Below are 22,832 nucleotides of genomic sequence, written 5' to 3'. Positions count from 1 at the left end.
ATCGTACTCACGAATAATATCCTTTCTTGGCTTCCCATTCTGATACAGCTGCACCATTTGATTTTTAAATTCTTCTGAAAACGTTCTTCGTTCTCTTTTAGTCATCGTAGATTCTCCTCAACTATTGTATTAGTAGTCTACTTGACCTTAAATTTTCTGTCTAGATAAGTGTAGCCGTTCCAGACAGCAGTTGAATAGCGTTTAGGCAAATAACAGATGGCTGGAATGATTTATGACAACTTGTTTGTTAACAATAACTTGGAAGATGAAAAGATATTAATATTTATAAACTAATAAGATTATTGGATTAAGGTATTTAGTAATGAATGAACAATAACCGGGAATTAATCCTAGTGTCTGTGGGAATATAAGTTGTGTAAAAGCCTGGAAATCATTTAGTAACCTTCTTTGTTATAATGGAAAATAAAGGTATTATCTATAATTCGATAAGGAGAGTCAAAGATGTCAATATACCAAAATATTTTTCATTATTATAGAGGTCAAACAAGGAATAAGGATGAAGGTACTAATATCTTGCAAATCGAAAACAATGTAACAAAAGCCCTGTTAAATGTATTACAGCATTCTTCTAATAATTTAACTTTAGAATTTATGAAGTATTTAGGTTTTCCATTCCTTGAAAGCAGGGATTTCAACTATAGGTACCAACTAAACGGCAAGTTGGACAAAGTAACACCTTATGCTGCGGTAATTGGAATTTCAGAGAATAGGGAGGTTAGAATCGGGAGTGTAAAGAACTATAATATACCGGATGCAGCGATATTATCCAACGAGGTTTCTTTGTTAATTGAGAATAAGATTGGTTTTAACTCTTACTTGGTTGACGCGCAACTTGAAGGTCACAATAGAAACTTTGCAGATGAGCAAATCTTTTTGGAAGACCCCATTATTATTTCTTGGGAAGAAGTTCGACAGTTCCTAAAAAAACAGCAACAACATTTTAAAGAACGTAACGATCAAATTACTTTATTTTTACTTACTCAATTTGAGGAGTTCTGTATAATTAACGGGCTCGGTGATCGACAAAGATCAAAAGAGTATTTCTTTTTAAGATTTGAAATAGATAGCGCTAGAAAGTTAGCAAAGCAAGTAGACTCTTATATTATGACAAACCCCCTATTTGATATAGAAGATGCGGGTACGTCAGACGGTATAGGATATAGAAGAAAAGGATTTACTAAATTTGCTACTTTGACCACGGCAAGACAAAGATGTTTAATACTACACATTGGCCGTAAAGAACAAAAAACGGGGTTGGAAATACAAAAACAAATAGATGATTTACTGGGAAAGAGATTTGACAGAAAAAAATATGAGGAAGAGAAATATCCACATGAGGCATATATCAGGTTGGAGTGGGTAGAAAATTTAGGCCAAATAAGTCCTTATATAGATTATGCATATGAACATAGGAAATGAAAGTTTAAGTTATGGATAGAATCCCCTGAATTAGAAAGTTAACTTATTTATCTTGAATCAAGTTTTTCGCATGAACATGGTCATGGAACAAAGCATTGATAGTAAGCTTTATCATTATATTAAGAGTGGAACGAATGATTAAATAAGGATGGACTGTAATACAGTTAAGTATATGAAGCAGGAACCTTTAAGGTTTCCTGTTTTTCTTTATTTACAAACATTTAAAGGGGGCCATCATTGTGCGGAAAGGGGTATAATAAATTGGCAGAAGTAGACATTAAAAAGCGCTAGTGCTGATATGGAAAGCAGACAACTAAGATATAATAAAGAAGGCATAGGGATTTTTGATTTATGTATAAGTAAAATTAGGATACAGAAAGACAAAAGAGGAAAGGGAGATACCATGACAAAAGAAACAGGATGGAACTTTGACAATAGTTATACCCGTCTGCCCGAGACTTTTTACACAAGCCATTCTCCAGATCCAGTAGAGTTCCCGAAGTTGGTCATTCTTAATGAACCGCTCGCGATTTCATTGGGACTGAATGCTGAGGCTTTACAAGGTGAAGATGGCCTGTCGGTGTTTGCCGGTAACAAGATTCCTGAAGGTGCTTCCCCGCTTGCCCAGGCTTATGCGGGCCATCAATTTGGGAATTTTACTATGTTGGGTGATGGGCGGGCAGTGTTGCTCGGTGAACAAATTACTCCTGAAGATGAACGGTTTGATATTCAGCTCAAGGGTCCGGGACGGACGCCATATTCCCGCGGAGGCGATGGCCGAGCGGCTATTGGCCCGATGCTTCGCGAATATATCATCAGTGAAGCCATGCATGCGCTTGGCATTCCTACGACCCGTAGCCTGGCGGTGGTGACCACCGGCGAGGCAGTAATCCGTGAAACCCACCTACCTGGCGCCATTCTGACACGTGTAGCTTCGAGCCATCTGCGGGTCGGCACTTTTCAGTATGCTGCAGCAGGGGCCACGGTTGAGGAACTGCGAATCTTGGCTGACTATGCACTAAACCGACATTACCCGGATATTGAGGCAGGCGAAAACCGGTATCTTTCGCTGCTTCAAGAAGTGATCAAGCGTCAGGCAGCATTGATTGCCAAATGGCAGCTGGTTGGCTTTATCCACGGGGTCATGAACACCGACAACATGACCATTAGCGGAGAAACCATCGATTATGGTCCTTGCGCCTTTATGGATGAATATGACCCGGCTACGGTATTCAGTTCGATTGATACGCAAGGCCGCTATGCCTATGGCAACCAGCCGGGCATTGGAGGGTGGAATCTTGCGCGGTTTGCTGAATCCCTCATTCCGCTGCTGCATGAAGATCAGGAAGAGGCTCTCAAGCTGGCCCAGGAGCCGATTTCAGAATATCCAAAGCTGTATCAACAACATTGGCTTGCCGGAATGAGAGCTAAACTGGGATTGTTTAATGAAGAAACACAGGATGAAGCCCTTATTAATGATCTTCTAGATATGATGAAGAAGCATCGGGCCGACTATACCAATACCTTCCGGTCATTGACCATTGGCAATACAGAAGGTACGGACCTGTTTGCTAGCCCGGAATTTGCCAAGTGGCATGAAGAGTGGCAAGCAAGATTAGGCAGGCAGGAGGAAACGAAAGCATCCTCACAGGAGTTGATGCGGAACAGCAATCCGGCAGTAATCCCTCGAAACCACCGGGTAGAAGCAGCACTGAAAGCCGCAGAGGAACAAGGAGACTACAGCGTGATGGAAAGGCTTCTCGAAGTTCTTTCAAGCCCTTACGCCCACTCTAACGAACAGGCTGAATACGCCACACTGCCTGAGCCATCCACCCGTCCTTACCGAACCTATTGCGGAACATAATATGCAAGCTAGGGATGGTTTTATCTGCTTTCTCAACCAATGAGGTAATGTTATTGGAGGTTTATAGATGGAAAATAATGATATATTAATTAGATTAAGATATGCACTAGATATAAAAAATAAAGATGTGGTAGAGATATTTAAACTAGGCGGCATTGAAGTAACAAAAGAAGACGTGCTAAAGATGCTCACAAAATCAAATGACAATTTCCATGATGAAGCAGAAAATGATAGTGATATAGCGGAAAATGAGGAAAATATAAAAATCAATAATATGAAGTTAGAGTCATTTTTAAATGGCTTAATCATTTTTAAAAGAGGAAAACAAGATCCAAAACCAGGACAGTCTGATAGACCAGCACTGTCTGTAAAGAATAATGAAAGTATAAATAATATCCTTCTAAAGAAATTGAAAATTGCACTAGCATTAACAAGCGAGGATATGCTTGAGATATTAGAAGAAGCAGGAGTCACTGTTACAAAAGGAGAATTAAGCGCTCTATTAAGAAAAGAAGGCCATAAGAATTATAAAGAGTGCGGAGATAGATACGCCAGAAATTTCTTAAAAGGATTAGCTATAAAATATAGGGGTTAAGGGGTCATCAAAGCAATTGAACTAAACAATTGTATTGAATGGTATAACGATCAGAGCAGGAATTATTTCCTGCTCTAATTTTTTCATATACTGATTTTATCAATTGTAGTTTTGAAACCAGGCATCGTCACAATTCATGAAACTAACTTTAATGGATACTCTAGGTGATTAAATGATACATATATACGCAGGTGAGACAATTAGTTTTGAAATAAAATACAAAAAGCGCAAATCCATGGGTATTCATATAGATCTTTATGGAAATGTTGAAGTTCAGGCTCCCAATGGGACATCAAATGAACGCGTGCTTCAATTATTAGAGGAAAAATGGGAATGGATTCAGCAAAAATCAAAAGAAATGAAAGACAGAACGCTTGGGCCAAAGGAGAGGGTCTATGCTGATCATGCTGAGAGCTTTCTTTATTTAGGAAACACATATCCCATACAGATTTCTCGAGATATAAATATCAAGAAAGACCATGTAGTGTTTGAAGGGGATACGTTACATATATATGTGAAACAACTTGAGGATGAAAAAATAAGACAAGCCTTAAAACGATTTTATTATCAGCAGTGTAAAGCGCTAGTAGAGAGGAGTATTCAGTGCAATCAAAGCAACTTTAAAGTCAAACCACGTTCTATCCGTATTACTGATAGTACCAGAACCTGGGGCACCTGTGATTCAAAGCTGCAATTAACATTTAATTGGAAGTTGGCAATGGCGCCACAGAAGGTGATCGACTACGTAGTCGTTCACGAAATGTGCCATATGGTCCACCTGAATCATGATCGATCGTTTTGGCGCCTTGTTGGAAAAATAATACCCGATTATGAGGAACAGGAAAACTGGTTAGCCTTATCAAGTTGGAAAATGACTGTTTAGCAAGTAGGCACCATTGCAACCCTTGCTAAAAATAGACAAAAAACAAAAGAACGAAAGAAGGCTGCGCTCCTTTCCCACTTTGTAAACAGCCCCAATAACGGATTCTTTTTCTATAGTTGAAAGATGATTCTTGTTTGAGGTATTCTGCCTGACCCCACGTACGCTAACTTATTAACGCACGTGGGGTCAGGCACCTTTTTTTGTCCGTCATAAACCTAAATTGGAAAATTGGAATATATCTTAATAAAGAAAAATAGCAAATATGATTAGGGAATAATAGTATAAGGATAATGTATCGAAATATTCAAATAATATTGACATAAAAAAGACTAAGAATTATATTAAAAAATAGTATCAATATTTATGCATGAACCGGAAAGGGGGATTGTGTTTGAAGGTAACAGTTGGCCCAGCTCAATATGTTAGAGCAGCGGGATTATTGTCCGAAGTGGGTTTATACATAGAGAAATTCGGAAAGACTGCAGTACTTATCGGAGGAAATACAAGTCGAGAAATCGTAGAAGGGCATGTAAGGAAGAGTTTGTCAGAGCAAGGTCTTACTTTGAAACAATCTCTTTGGTACGGTGGTGAATCCTCTACAACCAATATTGATAGTCTTGTAGAACAATTACATTCCTGCAGCTTTGATGTGCTCATAGCGACTGGCGGGGGCAAGGCTATTGATACCGTTAAAGCTTTAGCATATCGCATTAATAAACCACTTGTGGCGATTCCGACCATTGCTTCTACCTGTGCGGCGGCTACACCGATTTGCATTCTATACAATGATGAAGGTGAATTTCTTGAGATTAGCCGAGATTCGAAAGCTCCTGATTTAGTGTTAGTGGATTCAAATATTATCTTGCATGCTCCTGTTCGTTATTTAATTGCGGGCATTGGCGATACATTGGCAAAATGGTTTGAAACGAATTCCTCGATAAAAAAAGCCGTACCTACTGTCGTGAACCAGACCGCGATTGCGATCGCGAGCCAGTTATATCAAACATTACTTCAAATGGGGAAAGAAGCCGTCACCTCTATAGAAACTCAAAAATTAACAAGAGAATTTGAGGATATCGTTGATGCGGTTATTTTAGTAAGCGGAAGCGTGAGCGGCTATGGCGGCGATGATTGTCGGACTGCGGCTGCACATGCTATATACTCAGGTTTAACGATCTTTCCTGAAGTTCACCAAACCTATCACGGCGAAATTGTCGCCTTTGGGATACTAGCCCAGCTATGTATGGAAGGTGCGGGTGATGAAGAAGTGAAAACGGTCATTCGGTATTACCAAGAAGTCGGCCTGCCTTATACATTAAAACAAATGGGGATCAAGGGCTTAACGGATGATCAATGGAAGCAACTAGGGGATATTACCGTGACCATTGAAGATATGGCGAATATGCCATTTGATGTTACACCCAATATGGTCATATCGGCAGTAAGTCAGGCTGATAAAATTGGGCATGAAATGTTACTAGTTAATTAATACATATATAAATAGGGGGAAATATCCGTGAAAAAGTGGTTAATTATGTTGTGTTCCTTTTTGTTACTTTTTGCATTGGCTGCTTGTGGAAAAGAACAATCATCTGGCAGCACAAAAAAGTCGTCCGAGCCTTTGAAAGTGACCTTGCCTACATGGACAGGGTATGGACCGTTATTTTTAGCAAAAGAAAAAGGGTTTTTCGAAAAAAATGGCATTGATGTCGACCTTTCCATTGTAGAAGGATTAGCAGAGCGTAAACAAGCTTTAGCCAGCGGGAAAATTGATGGAATGGCTACGGCTCTGGATGTTCAAGTAACTTTGGCAGCCTCTGATATTCCAGTCAATGTTGTCTGGGTTCTGGATGATTCTAATGGTGGCGATGGAATTCTAGTGAAAAATGGAATTAAAGATATCAAAGACTTAAAAGGAAAAACAATGGCATTTGAAGTTGGTTCAACTAGCCATATGCTTGCGCTCACTGCGTTAAAGCAAGGTGGCTTAACGGAAAAAGACGTGGAAGTTGTCCAAATGTCTGCGGGTGATGCTGGTGCAGCATTTGCTGCCGGCAAAGTAGATGCAGCCGTGACATGGGAGCCTTGGTTATCGAAGGGGTCACAAGCAAACGGAAAAGTTTTATTAACGACGAAAGATTTATCTGGAATTATTGTCGATACTGTTAGCTTTAAAGAAGACGTTATAAAGAAGCGCCCAGATGATGTGAAAGCATTTGTAAAGGCAATGGGTGAAGCGATGGACTATTGGAAAGAGAATAAAGAAGAAGCGGATGAAATCATGGCAAAAGGTCTTAAAATTGATACAAAAGAATTCGTCGCAACCGAAGAGGGCTTGAAGTTTTATACAAAAGAGGATAACGAACAATTATTTGGCTCAGAAAGCAACAAAGGATCGATCTATCAATCAACAGATTCTGCAATTAAATTTTACAAAGAGCAAGATATCATTAAAAAAGAACCGAAAGTGGAAGACATTATAAACCCAAGCTTCCAATAATAGAGATTGGTTTTGTATGTTTTAACCTTGGTGATTAATTTTAGAGCCTAACATATGACATGGTATTATTCCTCATATGTTAGGCTCTTTTAAAAGATTGATAGAATTGGGTGATGTTAATGCTGGCCGAATTGTTTACTCCTAATAAAGAAATACCAAAAAGGCTTTATACCTCAGCAGGATTATTTACGTTTATTTTATTTTTAGCCATTTGGTCATTGCTAAGCTATGGCGGAATCGTGAATCCGTTATTTTTACCGACGCCGACTGCAGTATTAACAACGGCTGTTGAATTACTATTCCATGGAGATCTTCTTTCCGATATCGGCATTAGTTTTTCAAGGGTGCTGGTCGGATTTCTGGCTGCTGCAATTATTGGAATCCCGTTAGGAATTTTGATGGGCTCGTTAAAAATCATGGAAGGTGCATTTGAACCGATTATCGGATTTATTCGCTATATGCCTGCATCAGCCTTTATTCCATTATTAATTTTATGGATAGGTCTTGGAGAAGCAGAGAAAATGAGCGTTATTTTTCTAGGGACCTTCTTCCAGCTGACCCTCATGGTCATGGATGTAACGAAAAACGTCCAAAATGAGTTAATTGAGGTGTCCTATACATTAGGCGCGAAAAGGCTTCAAGTATTTACGAAAGTGATTCTGCCTGCGTCATTACCGGGAATTGTCGATACGCTTCGCATTACATTCGGCTGGGCTTGGACGTATTTAGTGGTTGCCGAAATTGTCGGAGCTTCAAGTGGTTTAGGTTATATGATCATGCAGGCCTCTCGTTTCTTGCAGCCAGATAAAATCATTGTCGGCATTATCACCATCGGTTTATTGGGACTCTTGACAGATATGGTCTTTAAAGCCATTTATCGAGCTTCGTTTTCATGGATGAGAAAGGATGGTTTATAAGATGGTCACACCCGCAGCAAAAAGTGAGGCAATAAATACCCCTCAAACGGGTACTCCAAAGTTAGAAATTAAGGACGTCGGAAAGGTTTTCAAAACAAAAAGTGGTGAGACAACTGCATTGGAAAAAACCTCCTTTACGATAAACGAAGGAGAGTTTGTAACGATCTTAGGACCTTCTGGATGCGGGAAATCAACGGTTCTTCGAATTGTTGCGGGCTTGGAAGAAGCCACTTCAGGACAAGTGCTGCTGGATGGCCAGGTCATCAATGGTCCAGGGCCTGATCGAGGCATGGTGTTTCAATCGTATACGTTATTTCCATGGTTAACCGTAAAGGAAAATATTATTTTCGGTTTGAAATTAAAAGGTGTATCTCAAAAAGAACGGGATGATGTAGCAAGGCATTATCTGCAATTGATTGGCTTGGAAGACTTTGAAAAACATTATCCGATCCAATTATCGGGCGGCATGAAACAACGAGTGGCGATCGCTCGTGCCCTAGCCAACGATCCTAAGATTCTATTAATGGATGAACCGTTTGGCGCATTGGATGCTCAAACAAGGAACATCATGCAGGAAGTATTGTTAAAGGCATGGGAAGAGTCTAAAAAAACGATTCTTTTTATCACACACGATGTAGATGAATCCATCTTTCTGGCAGATTCTGTTTATTTGATGACCGCAAGACCCGGACGTTTAAAGAAAAAAGTTCCGATTGCGTTGGAGCGGCCAAGAGAGTTCAGTGTAAAAGGGACTCCGGAATTCACAAAATATAAAGAGGAATTGTTGTCTCTCATCAGAGAAGAAAGTTTAAAATCAATTTAACAATAGATTGATGATTATCTGCAGAAATTTTGATTTGCCTCATATAATAAGCAGCTATCTGCAAAATTGCGGGAATCAAATCAAGGTTCGATTGACAGAAAGGTGTATGGTCAAAGTGAAGGTTGAATCTTTTTTTACGGAAAACAGTAAAGAGGCTCTTAAGAATGATCCGCCCGGTGCATGGATGCCAGATCTTCCAGATGATTGTATTCGATTGAGTTCAGGCTATCCGGATCCTGCTCTCGTTCCTGCTGCGGATATAAAGGGAGCAGTAGCCAAACTTCTTGATGAGGAGCAGGATTTGCCGCTCCATTATCTCGGGAGTCCCCGAATTGCAGAACTAAAGCAGCAAATCCAGAAAAGATTGGCAGAGCGTGGAATTAGCGTTTTGGAAGAACAGCTTTTGATTACATCGGGAGCTTGCCAGGCGATTGATCTCATTGCTCGTATTCTCCTTGATGATGAAGCGGTCGTAGCGGTAGAATCTCCCACCTATATGGAGGCTTTAGAGATTTTCCAAAACTATACGAAGCAGATTATTAGTATTCCTATAGATGAACAGGGACTCCAAACAAACCGATTAGAAGAAATGCTGGATGAAAGGAAACGTACAGGTCTCAGCCTCCCACGTTTTCTATATACCATCCCAACATTTCAAAATCCAACTGGGACGACTATGCCAACAGAGCGCCGGAAGCATTTATTGGAGCTTGCCGACAAGTTTGATTTCCTCATTCTAGAGGATGATGCATATGGAGAATTATCCTTCGGTAAAAACCCGCTGCCAATAAAATCTTTTGATAAACGCGGACGAGTCCTTCACGTTGGTTCATTATCCAAGGTAGTGGCGCCAGGAATGCGGATTGGATGGATAGCAGCAGAAAGCGAATTCATCAATGCTTTAGCATGGTTTAAAAAAGATTTAGATCATCCATTTGCTCAAAGTACCATGGCTGTATACTTAGAAAACACCGATCTTGAGAAACGGCTCGACCTTCTAAAAAATGTGTATCGGGCTAAATGTGCTGCGTTAATCCGTTCACTGGAACAATTTCTTCCTGAATCGGTTTCATGGTATGTACCAGATGGCGGTTACTTTGTATGGGTGAGAATTCCCGGCGTCGATACGTCGGATTTATTATCACAGGCTCTAGCTGAGGGGGTTTCGTATGTTCCAGGGAAATACTTTTTCCTGAATCAACAGGATGGGACCGAGTTTCTCCGGCTCTCGTTCAGTTATGCCGATGAGAAAGAAATCATCGAGGGAATTCGAAGGCTAGGACAGCTTATGTATATGTAATGAACTTTACGAAAGATCAGACAATTAAATCTTTGCTTATTGCAAAACAGACGGTAACAAGAATCGATAAGATCTTGCTGACCGTCTGTTTTTTATTGAGGATTAAGGTATGAAGGGCTCAAACTGGAATTCTGCTAATTTGGGTTGTCATGCCTCTGGCTCTTATTGAAAAACTGACTAACTATTGTGTATCCTGTTTTTTCCATAATAAGGCGAACCACAGGAACAGGGATTATTACTTTTTCTGATTCTGTGCCCAGGAAAACTGGTTAGCACGTAGCATGAAAAATAAACAGCTAATGGCAAGGGCAAACGTCAATTTGCATATGTACATTTTTGCAGATATAGTGCACATTAGATATGATTTTCTATGTAAATCACAATTATGTACATAGTTTAAACATAAAATTGGGATGAAAGCGTATCCAATTATCTGAATATTGGTGTTACAATACAAACAAGAAGGAGGAAGCCATGATGCTAAGCGATCGACACAATGAAATTTTGGATCAATTGACGAGTAATCCTGGCATTACCAGCATTGAATTAGAGAAAAAGTACACTCTTACTCGTCGACAACTTGGCTATAGTATAGACAAAATAAATGATTGGCTTAGGATCAATAAACTTCCTGTAATCGAAAGAACAAGAAAAGGACAATTTGTAATCGCTCAGTCTGTCATAGCGAAGCTTGGCGGCAATCATGAACGGATTCTAGCCACTGCTGATATGACAATCCTTACCGAGGAGCAACGGGTTTACCTCATCATATTGATGTTATTAAGTTCCAAAGAGGAATTGTCGCTCAATCATTTCGTTTTTGAATTGAGTGTTAGTAAAAATACAATCCTTAATGACTTAAAACAAGCACAAAGCTATTTGGACACGTATAACTTAACGATTCGATATTCAAGAAAACATGGTTATTTATTAGAGGGAAAAGAATTTCAAATTCGCAAGCTGCTCATGGAAATTACAAATCATGTTTTACGAATGAATAATGGCGAAAGCAGATTGCAAAAATTATCGGGTATTTTTAGCGAGCAAGTTCATGAATTTACTGGAAGAATCGAAAAGGTAGAGGGAAAATTAAATCTAAAATTCACAGATGAAAAATTGAAGGCGATGCCATACATCCTTATATTAATCAATCGAAGAATTGAACAAGGAAAGATCATCCATTCATTTTCCATTAAATACGAGGAACTATCGGATACGAAAGAATACAAAGCAACAGAAGAAATTCTGTATGACGCTAAAAATGTCCCGCTTACTGAACGTTTGTTTATCACGTTGCACCTCTTAACGACGAATGTTTTTTCAACTGATACCGAGAACGATGAAAGCGTTCCTAATCTTGTCCCTGCAATCGATAATATGCTCCGGCAATTTGAGAAGAGTGCATGTATTTACTTGCAGGACCGGGATCAGTTATTGGATAAGCTCCTGCAGCATATAAAACCGGCCTATTATCGAATCAAATATCAGTTAACTGAAACAGTTATATTTCAAACTCCTCTGAGTAAAGAATTTAGAGAATTGCAGCATCTTGTGAAACGTTCCATTGGACCGCTTAAAGAGCTAATTGGTACTGATATCCCTGAGAACGAAACCGCCTTTATTACAATGTTAATAGGGGGCTGGATGAAACGGCAAGGTGAAAGTATCGAAAAAAAAGTGAAAGCCATTGTTGTTTGTCCGCAGGGTGTATCTGTTTCAAGATTAATGTTCAACGAGTTAAGAGAATTATTTCCAGAGTTTGTTTTCCTGGATTTCTTATCGGTCCGTGAATTTCTGCATTACCCGCTTGAATATGATGTTGTGTTTGCACCAATATTCCTGGAAACAGAAAAAAGACTATTTGTGACCAAAGCCTTTCTCGGGCGTGAAGAAAAGCAACAACTAAGAAAACAAGTAATGTCGGCAGTTCACGAATATATTCCAAATGAAATTGATATAAAAAACGTTTTAAACATCGTTAGAAAACATGCAACTATCCAAGATGAAAACGCTCTTGTCAGAGAAATGGAGAAATACTTCCATAAAGAAAATTATGCCACCGTGGTGGAACACAACGATTATTCCATGGACTTGAATTTGGACGAACTGATTATCCCGGAAAATATCATGTTGAAAGATTCGGTTGATTCTTGGGAAGAGGCCATTCGAATAAGCGCCGAACCGCTAATCAGAAGCGGTAAAATAAAACCCGAATATGTGGATGCAATGATTCGATATTGTGAAAAGGATCCTTACATTGTGATTGGACCGAATATCGCTATTCCCCATGCAGCTCCAGATGATGGAGCAAATGAAGTCGGGATGAGTTTATTAGTCGTAAAAGAAGGCGTCCGATATACAAGCGATTACAAGATTAATTTGATCATAACGATTTCGGCAGTAGATAAACACCAACATATTCATGCATTGATGCAATTAATGAATCTATCTGGTTCGGAGAATGAACGAAATAAATTGATTAATGCTGTATCCATTGAGGAAGTCCATGAAATCATTAATGCATATTCCAAAGATTAATAGAGGAAAGTTCAAACAAATAGGGGTGTAGATATGAGTGAATTGGTTTTTGATGAATCTGTCATTTTACTCGATGTTGACGGCGATTCCAAAGAAGAAATACTTGAAGTGATCGCACAGAATCTAGTGGATAAAGGGTTAGTAAAAGAGAGTTTTATTCCTGCCATCATTAACAGGGAAAAAGAATTTGCAACAGGCCTGCCAACCGCTGGAGTTTCTGTAGCCATTCCCCATACCGATGTTGACCATGTAATAAAAAAAACAATCAGCGTAGCCGTATTAAAAAAGCCGGTTGATTTCGTCATTATGGGTAGCGATAGCGAGACAACGCCTGTCCAATTAATATTTATGTTAGCTATGGATGAGGCTCATTCCCAGCTTTCACTTTTACAAAATCTTATGCAAGTATTTCGGAATGAAGAGGTTCTTAAAAGTATAGTGAATCAAAAGAATAAAACAGAGGTGAAAAACCTTCTGGAAAACACTTTAGATCTTGTCGTACTTCAAGGAGGTGAAAGATAAATGGCAAAAAAGCAGGTTCTTGCAACCGGAATTGGGAAAATTGCGAAAAGCTAGACGAATTTAAAACGAAAGATTAGTAGCATGCTTTTGATAGTAAAGTAGATCTTATATAAATAGGAGGCTATAAAAATGGCAAAAAAACAAGTACTGGTAGCATGTGGAGCAGGGATTGCAACTTCAACGGTGGTAAATAACGCAATTGAAGAAATGGCAAAAGAACATAAGCTCGATGTTAATCTGATTCAAATAAAAATTGCGGAAGTGGCGGCTTATGAAGATACAGCAGATCTACTGGTTACGACAGCGATGACGAAGAAAGAGTATAATTTTCCGGTAATCAATGCCCGTAATTTCTTGACTGGAATTGGGATTGAAGAAACGAAACAACAGATTTTAGAAGCACTAAAAAAATAATCTATAGATAGATGTGATAGTCATGGATTCATTCTTTTAAGAAAATCCAAAAGGACTGCACATTAATCGTGAGGGGGCATTTTCATGCAAGCATTTGTCGATTTTATCCAAGGCTTTCTAGGTCTGGGTGCAACCGTTATTCTGCCAGTGGTCATTTTCTTATTGGGATTACTCTTCGGCCAAAAACCTGGTAAAGCATTTCGTTCTGGTTTAACCATCGGGGTTGCATTTGTCGGTATTTTCCTGGTTATCGATTTATTAACGAAAAACCTTGGTCCAGCTGCTCAAGGGATGGTTGATCGATTAGGTGTAGAATTAAACGTTATTGATGTAGGTTGGCCGGCAACATCATCAGTTGCATGGGCATCTGTAATAGCGGCATTTATCATTCCGCTCGGGCTTGTTGTAAACGTTGTCATGCTTTTGACAAAGACAACGAAAACAATGAATGTGGATATTTGGAACTATTGGCATTATACATTTATGGGTGCTTTGATATACACCATTTCAGGCAGCATAGTTCAAGGTTTGATCGCAGCCGCAATCTTCCAGATTGTATGTCTTAAAGTTGCTGACTGGACTCAACCGATGGTTAGCGAATTCTATGATATGCCAGGTGTTTCAGTGGCAACCGGCAGTACGATTTCCTACGCGCCGTTTATTCTCTTAGTAAAAGGCATTCAAAAAATTCCTGGATTGAACAAGTTAAACGCAGATCCTGACACGATACAAAAACGTTTTGGTATCTTTGGGGACTCCATGGTAATGGGTTTAATTCTCGGGGCAGCAATCGGAGCATTAGCAGGATACGGTGTTGGCGATATTATCGAAATCGGTATGTCAATGGCTGCCGTAATGGTATTAATGCCGCGTATGGTTAAGATCTTGATGGAAGGGTTATTGCCTGTATCCGAATCAGCCCGTACTTGGTTAAGCAAACACTTTGGTGATAGGGAAATTTATATTGGACTTGATGCAGCGGTATTGCTAGGACACCCATCCGTAATCGCAACCGCACTGATTTTGACACCAATTACCGTATTGCTGGCGGTTATATTACCAGGCAACGCTGTACTGCCATTCGGGGACTTGGCGACAATTCCATTTGTAATCGCATTCGTTGTAGGGGCAGCACGAGGAAACATCATTCATTCTTTAATTGTTGGAACAATAATGATAGCGCTTTCCCTTTACATGGCAACAGATATTGCACCTATATTTACAGAGATGGCGAAAGATGCTCAAATCAACCTGCCTGAAGGATCAGCAAGTGTTTCAAGTATTGATCAGGGCGGTAACTTAGTAAACTATGTTATTTGGAAAATATTTTCGATATTTAATTAGTATTTAATTCTACAAAGCTAATAAAAGAGAATGGGAATCGTGTATGTACCTTTCGAGTAAATACACGATTTTCATCAGGGGATAGGAGGCATTGACAATGAAATCATTAGTCAAAACAGAACATGGCTTCGGCCATTTAGAAATTCAGGATAAACCCGTACCATCACCCGGAAAAAACCAAATCAAAATTGAAGTGAAATACGCTGGTATTTGCGGCTCCGATATTCATACGTATGAAGGACATTACAAAGTAGGCGTCCCTGTTACTTTAGGTCATGAATTTTCTGGTGTTATTGTAGAAATTGGAGAAGGAGTAACTGATTTTAAAGTCGGTGACCGTGTAACTTCTGAAACGACGTATTATATTTGTGGAGAGTGCAGGTATTGCAAGTCAGGCGACTACAATCTTTGCAGCCACCGTAAAGGTTTAGGCACACAGCAAGATGGGGCTTTTTCCAAATACCTGATTGCCCGCAAAGAAAGTGTTCACTTGCTTCCTGAAAATGTGGACTTCCAATCAGCAGCCATGACAGAACCATTAGCATGTACGTACCACGCAGCAGCGAAGACGGAGATTAATGAAGGGGATATTGTCGTAGTAATTGGTCCTGGACCCATCGGGCTATTAGCTGCCCAAGTTGCTAAAGCACGAGGCGGCAAGGTGATCATCACCGGCCTTACAAATGATAAGGTTCGTTTAGATAAAGCAAGAGAACTGGGAATCGATTATGTGGTGAATACACAGAAAGAGGACGTAAAAGATCTTGTCAATAAGTTAACAGATGGTTACGGTGCTGATGTAGTTTTAGAATGTTCCGGTGCAGTTCCGGCTGCTAAGCAAGGACTTGATCTGCTGCACAAAAAAGGGCAATATGCACAAGTTGGCCTTTTCGCTCAGCCTGACATTCCATTTGATCTTGAAAAAATCATCCAAAAAGAAATCCAAGTAGTGGGAAGCAGAAGTCAAAAGCCTGCTGACTGGGAACCATCGCTTGCACTAATGAATGAAGGAAAGGTTAATGCAAAAGCATTAGTAACACATGAATTTACTATTTCTCAATGGGAAGAAGCCTACCAAGCAATTAAAAGCGGTGAAGCCATTAAAGTATTGTTAACACCAGTGGACTAAATAAAGAGAACAATAGGAAGGGGGGAGTATAAATGGATAAGCAAGGGCGGTGCAGTAACCATAATTAACGGCAGGGTTTCAAATGCTGATTACTAATCACATTGAAAAGGGAATACGATTATGATGTTACCGAATCGTATATCTGGTTTTCATAGAAAAGAGGATAAAAAATGGTAGAAACGTTTTTGGATTTTATGTTGGGATCCTTAAGAGGAATAAGTCAATTTTATTTTGAATACCAGGTCATTTTTAACTCTATAATTGTTGGGATTGCAGCGTATAAACTCATTTTTAGTAAAAAAAGCAATGCAAAGAAGGAAACAACAAACTAATAGATACCATCATTGAAAATGGAAAGATTGGTGTTAATAGTGAAAGCATTAAAATTATACGGAACACAGGACCTGCGTTTTGAAGATAATGTTACCGAACCTCTGATCGAAAACGATGACGATGTGATTATTAAAGTGAAGTCTGTAGGGATATGCGGTTCAGATATGTCCAGATATAAAAAACTTGGACCTTATGTGGCGGGAATGACCTTTGGTCATGAATTCTCCGGCGAAGTAACAGAAGTCGGCCCAGCCGTGAAAGGAATTAAAGTTGGGGACCGTGTTGCAGGTTGTCCGGCCTTCGTATGCGGAGAGTGTGAAAGCTGCCGTAGAGGAGAACCGGCTCAATGTGAAAGACTGCATGTAATAGGTGCTTACCTTCCTGGAGCTTTTGCAGAATATACGAAACTGCCTGAAAGCCATATCATCCCGCTTCCAGATCATGTAGACTATGATACTGCGGCATTAGTGGAACCGTCAGCCGTAGTAGCCCGCGGTTTCTATCATACTAGTATTCAACCGGGAGCAGAAGTAGCCATTATGGGTGTTGGAAGCATTGGTTTACTGGCGGTACAATGGGCTAAAATCTTTGGGGCAAAAAAAGTTTATGCCATTGACATTGACGATAACAAACTGCAAATTGCGAAAGAGCTTGGAGCGGATATCGCGATTAATTCATTAGAAAGACCAGCACATGAACAAATTATGGAATACACGAATGGCCGCGGTGTTGATCTTGCTGTGGAATCAGCAGGTTCTCCGATTACTTCGGCACAAGTATTCGCCTTGCCTCGAAAAGGCGGAGAAGTTGTATTTATGGGGATACCATATGCAGATATTCAAATTGAACGATTCTATTTTGAAAAAATTGTCCGTAATGAATTAAAAATTCATGGATCATGGAATGCACTTTCAGCCCCTTTCCCTGGTAAAGAATGGACATCAACCGTACATTATATAGGCACTGGGCAAATCAAGTCTGGACCAATGATCTCTCATCGGCTGTCTTTACAGGAAGGTCCGGAGGTATTCCGAAAAATCATAAATCGGGAAATAGATTCTGTGAAAATTATTTTTCATCCAGAAGAAATGGAACTAACAGGCCAGTTCAATAACGAAGCAATAGGAGTGGAAAAATAAGCAGAATACAGGTAGAAAACCAACCATTCCAGGCATGTCATAATCAAGATCGCCTTAGGTTGTCACATGGTGGATTCCATCTGTGGAAGCTATAAAAAACTTAGATACCGCTGTTGTCCCCATCGAGTAGATAATATTACAGTGCATGGAATTAAAATGGGCGAACAAGAGGCAATGCTTCAAACGGATGTAGGCACAGGCCCATGACTGGGGTTGATGTTCGTTTCTATTGTGGCAAACGGTTATTCTAAATGGCTGCTTTCTATGACAGGTGGCCAACTATCGCTTCTGGTCGTCCATATCCCGCCAGTATCGTTTGAAGGCAGCCGTTTAAAATCCTCCAATGCATCAAATCCTTCTGACAAGCCACCATCATCTGCAAAAAAACACCAGATCGTATTTTTATTGAAAATTTCAGAGGATTCTTTTCAGCATTTAGTTGCGAAATTTCAAAAACCTTTAATGAAAGAAGGATCTCTATGAGCCGGGAATCACTTTACTTTACTGACAATTTCTTTTCAGCTGGAAGGACCGAAATATATAATGAATCCAAAGAAAAAGTAGGAGAGCTGGATTTGAAAAGTGTGTTTTCTTCCGGAGTGGATGTATTGGATTCAGAAGGTAACCTGGTGATTAGCGCTAAGTTCCCTGTACTGAGATCTAAATGGAAAGTATATGATAACCAGGGGCAAGAGATTGGTGTGCTAAAACAAAAGTTCACTTTTTTCGCAAAGAAGTATGAATATCATGCTTATGAGCGAGGATCCTTTCTAGTAAAATCAGAGGCCTTCTCAAAGCAATATGAGATTTATAAAGCGGAGAAGAAATTGGCAGCTACATTTGCGAAGATCAGCGGGTTTTTTTCATCACCGACTTATCAATTGCAAAATTATACAGACGAGCTCCCATCTGAAGAATTAATTGCTATAGTAATGGGAATCAATGCGATCGAAAAGAATAATACAGCGGCTGCTTCTACTTAACCTGTTCAAAAAATTCTTTAATTCATATTATTTTTGCGGCTTAATATAATCCCAAAATAAGAAATAGGAGGTGTCCCCATGAAGTGTATTTACTTATGGGCCATCTCCTACTTATTACAGTGATCCAATCAAAGGCTTCAGACTGAAATAGTCCAAGGCTTGATTGACATCATGAATATTATAAATTTTCTTCTCTAAACAGAACTGAAGAACCAAATCGTAAGTGTCACTGTCTGACAAGGAGTAACCAGCCGAACTCAAAAGCGAATCGGTTTCTTCTATATTTAGCTCGAGGGCTAAGGCAAGAGCAATAACGGTATTTTTCCCTGGTCTGTAGTTTGAATTACGTATTTTTGAAAAAAGTTTACGGTCAATTCCTGCTTTATTGTAGATTTCTGGGTCACTGGCCCCTATTTTTTCGATAAAGCTAAACAATACCTGATTGAATAATGGTTTACGATTGGTTTTTATAAAATCCTCTAACTCATCATTATGTATGTCCTGAAGGGTTTCCTCCAGCTTAAAAGATTCCGGACTAACAACCAATGCAAAATCTTCGTTAATGTAACTGTCTACATACTCCTGAATTTCTCTAAGTATCTTTTCATCGAGCATATCATCTGCCTCCCAAAAATGTCGCTTTCGAGGCGACCAAATCATGGATAAACTCAGCTACTATTATATCATGATTAATAATTTGGGAGGATGATTGGTATGAACAGCAATCTAACAGATATAATTTTCTTGCTTGATAGGAGCGGGTCTATGGCGGGGCTTGAAAGTAATACCATTGGCGGGTTTAATTCTTTAATTGAAAAACAATGCCGGCTGGAAGGCGAAACGCTGCTTACAACAGTACTTTTTGATAACCAGTATGAAGTATTATGGAATGGCATTGATGCAAGCCATGCAAGACTGACGGATAAGGATTATTTTGTGAGAGGGTCTACGGCATTGCTGGATGCAGTGGGGAAGACCATTTTGGATGTGGGGTACAGGTTGTCGAAGAGCAGCGAGGAACGAAAACCCGGCAAGGTTATATTCGTCATTACAACTGACGGCATGGAAAATTCGAGCCGTGAATTTACCTATGAAAAAGTAAAAGAGATGATACAACACCAGAAACAGAAATATAGTTGGGAGTTTATTTTTATTGGGGCAAACCTTGATGCAGCAAAAGAAGCGGATAGTATTGGGATTAGTATGGATGATGCCTATAACTTTGAAGCATCAAGTACTGGTGTGGAAAGTATGTATATCCGGGTGGAAGAGGAATTGGCGGTAAGGAGACAGAAAAAACAATAAATCCAGGTAAGAGGAAGACATATATGGTTAACATAAAGGAAGCCCGCATTGATTCCAATGCTGTATCTTCTGATGATCAGACACATCGATTTTTTCTGTGCAGAACAAGGGATAAGTAGAAAAAGGCTGCTTGTATCATAATGATTCATCCAATGAGCGTAAAATTATGGTCTTAAGGAGCAGGTTAATGTTTTTTTATCGAGCATCCACTTGGATGCTTTTTATGTATGTATACACTAGACAAAAAACTACAGAATGTGACACTTTTTACAGTCTCTTATCTTAATAAAATTAGTTAATAGGGGGAAGATAATTTAGCAAATCATGCTGTTTTATGAGTTTTTCATAATTAAAAAGCAGGAACTCCTATTTATAGTAAAAAAGTTCTATTTTGGTAATTTCCATACTCTATTAGTATCAAATTTGGTGGATTTTTTATAAGATAGTCATATTAGCAAAAAGTGGGAACGCGTACATAAGTCATGGATTTCGAACATAAATGAGGTGATAATATGGACGATAATGATCACGTTATAGGCAAATTGTATAACGACATATCTTATTTAAATAATCAATTACATCAAAATACAGAAAAGCTTGTTCGTCTTAAACACGCTCATAAAAACATCGAGATAAAGCAGGAAGATTTTTTTCATAACAAAAGATTCATTGATGAACCTCAGCTTTCATCAGTTGTTTGGGATGGTCGTCATGCCAATGATTTCTTGGAGTTTCGAAATTATATCGAAGAGGCATATGTCAGAATTGGAAATCAAGATATCGAGAATATGTTAGAAAATATTGAAGACAAAATTTCCTATTACGAGGGAATAAATCAAACTCTAGCAAACTCGATTTCATCCAAACGGGAGAGGATTGCCCAATTAAGAAATGTTGAGAAGTGAGGAGCGAAACGAATGGCTGAAATAAAAGTGGTTAGAAGTGAAGTGGAAGATGTCTTTAATGAATTGAAGAGCAAGATTAATGCTCTTAACACAAGTAATCCACAACTCCATTTCACTGTTAGTAAATTAGATTTGACCGATCGAATTAGCCAAATTGAGCAGAAATATTATCATGTTATAGAGCAATACAAAAACCTATTAGCAGAAATTGAGCAAGATGCATGGGCCAGTATTGAAGAAGTACTTTCAGTCGATCAAGAGCTTGCTCGTAGAATCCGGTAATTGCGGGAGGATTTAATATGAAAATAATTAAAGTTTCGGAAGTTCTTCCTGAGCTTGATGCTTCCATTAAGAGAAAGAATACAGAGAGAAAACAAATACTGGATATCCGAAACTCAATGAACAGAGTTATCGATCTTGACCATTCTCTTACAGGCAAAACGGGGGAAGCGGTTAAAGAACACTTTACAATCCTTCATATTCCCGCCATTCTGTTAATTAATCAATTTTTAGATGAGTATGAAAAACAGTTGACGGATATAAGAAGTTTAATTTCTAGTTACGAAAATGATAATGGTTTAGTTAGACAGGACTTTATTGAGCATGATGTCAAACAAGGGTTAGATCAGCTTGAGCGGTTAACAGAAGATATAATTGAAGAGATCAATAGTGATTTTAGCAAAGTGAGCGATATCGTTAGTAGTTCTGCTCTTACAATAGCACCAATTCATTATCCCTTAGAACAGGCACGTTTACATAACAAATCGACAATGGAAAAACTTAATGAACTTGACCATCAAAGTGTGAATGGACTGAAGTCCTCACAAGATCAGCTTCAAAACATTTCTTCTTTTATTGGTAAAATAAAAGGCTGGTCTAAGGGTGGCATCGTTTTGAGCGAAAGCACGGTTAAAGAAATTGACCGGTTTCTTGCAGAGAATGATGTCATCAACAAATTAATTGATTCTGCTACAGAATTATCTGTAGAACAGGGTGATTCAACGCTTGGTGGGAATGTAGCTGACTGGTTGGATAAGATAGGAAAATTGAATGGTGGAATGGAAGCGTTAAAAGGAACAGTCACAGCCACTATTCTATTATCGAATCGAATTGTCCTGACAAGAGATGGGAAAGGAAACTTTATTGTGAAAGCCCATCCTGATTGGATAAAAGGTAGAAATGGAATGTATGTTTCAAAGCTAGCGGACACCATTCATGAAATTCTGAAGAAAGGCAGTGCCAGTACGATTACCAGCATTCAAAATTATTTTTCCAAGTTTCAAAATGCTCCCAGCAGAATGCTACGGCATTTGGTTGGTTTAAATCCGGGGACGAACGTGCTGAGTAATCTTAAATTATTACAAGGGCAACATCCATATCTGAAATTTTCTGCAAGTCAGGCAGAAAAGTATAAACGTGCTGCTGTCGATGCCAGAGCCACCGTTGCCCAGCTTGCGGATGCCAAATCGGTCCAAACGATAGCCCGGAAAATACCTTATGTAGGAATCATATTCTCTCTTGGTACGAATGCAGGAGAATTTATGAGTGATCAAAACAAGTACAAATCAGAATGGGAAAAGGGCGGAAGAGCGGCTGCAGGGATTGGGATGGACATCGGTGTTGCCGGCTTGACGGCAGGAGGGGCGGCAATAGGAACCATGATTTTTCCTGGGCCTGGAACGCTTATTGGGGGAGCTGTGGGAGCAACAATCGGAATAGTCGCTTCGATTAAGTTGGAAGATAACATTAAGGATGTTGGAGAAAAGGCAGGGAAATGGGCTGGAGAGACATACAAAGAAGCTTCAAAAGCAGCGAAGGATGTTGCTGACGATATAAAGGATAAGGTAACTGACGCGAGAGACTTTGTTTCGGGCTTGTTCAATTAGATTAACTTGAAG

24 protein-coding genes are annotated in these 22,832 nt (G+C 39.3%); 22 read left to right on the top strand and 2 right to left on the bottom strand.

Going from position 1 to position 22,832, the window contains the following annotated elements; translation table 11 throughout:
• On the bottom strand, positions 1-105 hold a 105-nt coding region (locus LQ216_RS08445), incomplete at its 3' end, for a transposase (protein ID WP_230128795.1).
• Positions 106-462: 357 nt separating this feature from the next.
• Between LQ216_RS08445 and LQ216_RS08440 the strand changes: the two genes are divergently transcribed.
• The 18 genes from LQ216_RS08440 (at position 463) to LQ216_RS08355 (ending at position 18,724) form a co-directional block, all read left to right on the top strand.
• Positions 463-1,440: a hypothetical protein gene (locus tag LQ216_RS08440; RefSeq protein ID WP_230128794.1), complete on the top strand. Its 978-nt coding sequence runs from the start codon at positions 463-465 to the stop codon at positions 1,438-1,440.
• A gap of 403 nt (positions 1,441-1,843) precedes the next feature.
• Positions 1,844-3,304, top strand: coding sequence for a protein adenylyltransferase SelO (locus LQ216_RS08435; RefSeq protein ID WP_230128832.1), 1,461 nt, complete (start codon positions 1,844-1,846; stop codon positions 3,302-3,304).
• Between the two features lie 67 nt (positions 3,305-3,371).
• Complete coding sequence (locus tag LQ216_RS08430) at positions 3,372-3,899, top strand: DUF1456 family protein (RefSeq protein ID WP_230128792.1); 528 nt, start codon at positions 3,372-3,374, stop codon at positions 3,897-3,899.
• A 172-nt stretch (positions 3,900-4,071) separates the two neighbouring features.
• On the top strand, positions 4,072-4,782 hold the full coding sequence (locus LQ216_RS08425; protein ID WP_230128790.1) for a SprT family zinc-dependent metalloprotease: 711 nt from the start codon (positions 4,072-4,074) through the stop codon (positions 4,780-4,782).
• A gap of 391 nt (positions 4,783-5,173) precedes the next feature.
• Positions 5,174-6,271 (top strand): iron-containing alcohol dehydrogenase family protein, encoded by a 1,098-nt coding sequence (locus tag LQ216_RS08420; RefSeq protein ID WP_230128788.1) that lies wholly within the window; start codon positions 5,174-5,176, stop codon positions 6,269-6,271.
• Positions 6,272-6,298: 27 nt separating this feature from the next.
• The gene (locus LQ216_RS08415; protein ID WP_230128786.1) at positions 6,299-7,282 is read left to right on the top strand and encodes an ABC transporter substrate-binding protein; all 984 of its coding nucleotides are present in this window, start codon (positions 6,299-6,301) and stop codon (positions 7,280-7,282) included.
• Positions 7,283-7,401: 119 nt separating this feature from the next.
• A complete protein-coding gene (locus tag LQ216_RS08410; RefSeq protein ID WP_230128784.1) occupies positions 7,402-8,199 on the top strand; it encodes an ABC transporter permease in 798 nt (265 codons plus the stop codon).
• Entirely contained in the window at positions 8,189-9,022 is an 834-nt protein-coding gene (locus tag LQ216_RS08405) for an ABC transporter ATP-binding protein (protein WP_230128782.1), read from the top strand. The genes LQ216_RS08410 and LQ216_RS08405 overlap by 11 nt, the downstream gene beginning before the upstream one ends.
• A 115-nt stretch (positions 9,023-9,137) precedes the next feature.
• The gene (locus LQ216_RS08400; protein WP_230128779.1) at positions 9,138-10,322 is read left to right on the top strand and encodes a PLP-dependent aminotransferase family protein; all 1,185 of its coding nucleotides are present in this window, start codon (positions 9,138-9,140) and stop codon (positions 10,320-10,322) included.
• Positions 10,323-10,796: 474 nt separating this feature from the next.
• The gene (locus LQ216_RS08395) at positions 10,797-12,860 is read left to right on the top strand and encodes a BglG family transcription antiterminator (RefSeq protein ID WP_230128778.1); all 2,064 of its coding nucleotides are present in this window, start codon (positions 10,797-10,799) and stop codon (positions 12,858-12,860) included.
• Between the two features lie 33 nt (positions 12,861-12,893).
• Positions 12,894-13,382, top strand: a complete 489-nt coding sequence (locus LQ216_RS08390) for a PTS sugar transporter subunit IIA (RefSeq protein WP_230128776.1) — start codon at positions 12,894-12,896, stop codon at positions 13,380-13,382.
• A 129-nt stretch (positions 13,383-13,511) separates the two neighbouring features.
• Positions 13,512-13,796, top strand: coding sequence for a PTS sugar transporter subunit IIB (locus tag LQ216_RS08385; RefSeq protein WP_230128774.1), 285 nt, complete (start codon positions 13,512-13,514; stop codon positions 13,794-13,796).
• A gap of 84 nt (positions 13,797-13,880) precedes the next feature.
• Positions 13,881-15,140, top strand: a complete 1,260-nt coding sequence (locus tag LQ216_RS08380; protein WP_230128772.1) for a PTS galactitol transporter subunit IIC — start codon at positions 13,881-13,883, stop codon at positions 15,138-15,140.
• A gap of 97 nt (positions 15,141-15,237) precedes the next feature.
• The gene (locus LQ216_RS08375; RefSeq protein ID WP_230128770.1) at positions 15,238-16,269 is read left to right on the top strand and encodes a zinc-binding dehydrogenase; all 1,032 of its coding nucleotides are present in this window, start codon (positions 15,238-15,240) and stop codon (positions 16,267-16,269) included.
• A gap of 170 nt (positions 16,270-16,439) precedes the next feature.
• Positions 16,440-16,601, top strand: coding sequence for a hypothetical protein (locus tag LQ216_RS08370; protein ID WP_230128768.1), 162 nt, complete (start codon positions 16,440-16,442; stop codon positions 16,599-16,601).
• A 39-nt stretch (positions 16,602-16,640) separates the two neighbouring features.
• Positions 16,641-17,741: a galactitol-1-phosphate 5-dehydrogenase gene (locus LQ216_RS08365; RefSeq protein WP_230128766.1), complete on the top strand. Its 1,101-nt coding sequence runs from the start codon at positions 16,641-16,643 to the stop codon at positions 17,739-17,741.
• A gap of 216 nt (positions 17,742-17,957) precedes the next feature.
• Positions 17,958-18,224 carry a hypothetical protein gene (locus LQ216_RS20500; protein WP_354958709.1) on the top strand — a complete coding sequence of 89 codons (267 nt, stop codon included), beginning with the start codon at positions 17,958-17,960 and terminating at the stop codon, positions 18,222-18,224.
• Complete coding sequence (locus tag LQ216_RS08355) at positions 18,221-18,724, top strand: hypothetical protein (RefSeq protein WP_230128764.1); 504 nt, start codon at positions 18,221-18,223, stop codon at positions 18,722-18,724. Before LQ216_RS20500 ends, LQ216_RS08355 begins: the two co-directional genes overlap by 4 nt.
• Before the next feature lie 114 nt (positions 18,725-18,838).
• On the opposite strand, the gene LQ216_RS08350 is transcribed toward LQ216_RS08355, so the two are convergent.
• Positions 18,839-19,339, bottom strand: a complete 501-nt coding sequence (locus LQ216_RS08350; RefSeq protein ID WP_230128762.1) for a hypothetical protein — start codon at positions 19,337-19,339, stop codon at positions 18,839-18,841.
• Positions 19,340-19,438: 99 nt separating this feature from the next.
• Between LQ216_RS08350 and LQ216_RS08345 the strand changes: the two genes are divergently transcribed.
• The 4 genes from LQ216_RS08345 to LQ216_RS08330 all read left to right on the top strand — a co-directional run bounded on the left by LQ216_RS08345 (position 19,439) and on the right by LQ216_RS08330 (position 22,820).
• On the top strand, positions 19,439-20,029 hold the full coding sequence (locus LQ216_RS08345; protein WP_230128760.1) for a vWA domain-containing protein: 591 nt from the start codon (positions 19,439-19,441) through the stop codon (positions 20,027-20,029).
• 512 nt (positions 20,030-20,541) lie between these two features.
• Positions 20,542-20,934: a DUF5082 family protein gene (locus LQ216_RS08340; protein ID WP_230128758.1), complete on the top strand. Its 393-nt coding sequence runs from the start codon at positions 20,542-20,544 to the stop codon at positions 20,932-20,934.
• Between the two features lie 12 nt (positions 20,935-20,946).
• Positions 20,947-21,216, top strand: a complete 270-nt coding sequence (locus LQ216_RS08335) for a DUF5344 family protein (protein WP_230128756.1) — start codon at positions 20,947-20,949, stop codon at positions 21,214-21,216.
• Positions 21,217-21,233: 17 nt separating this feature from the next.
• Complete coding sequence (locus LQ216_RS08330) at positions 21,234-22,820, top strand: T7SS effector LXG polymorphic toxin (protein WP_230128754.1); 1,587 nt, start codon at positions 21,234-21,236, stop codon at positions 22,818-22,820.
• The last annotated feature ends 12 nt before the right edge of the window (positions 22,821-22,832 follow it).

It is taken from the genome of Bacillus sp. CECT 9360, from assembly GCF_918741275.1.
Classification (GTDB): Bacteria; Bacillota; Bacilli; order Bacillales; family DSM-1321; genus Peribacillus.
Note: the sequence above shows the minus strand (reverse complement) of the source record. Positions and strands in the feature narration are given on the sequence as shown.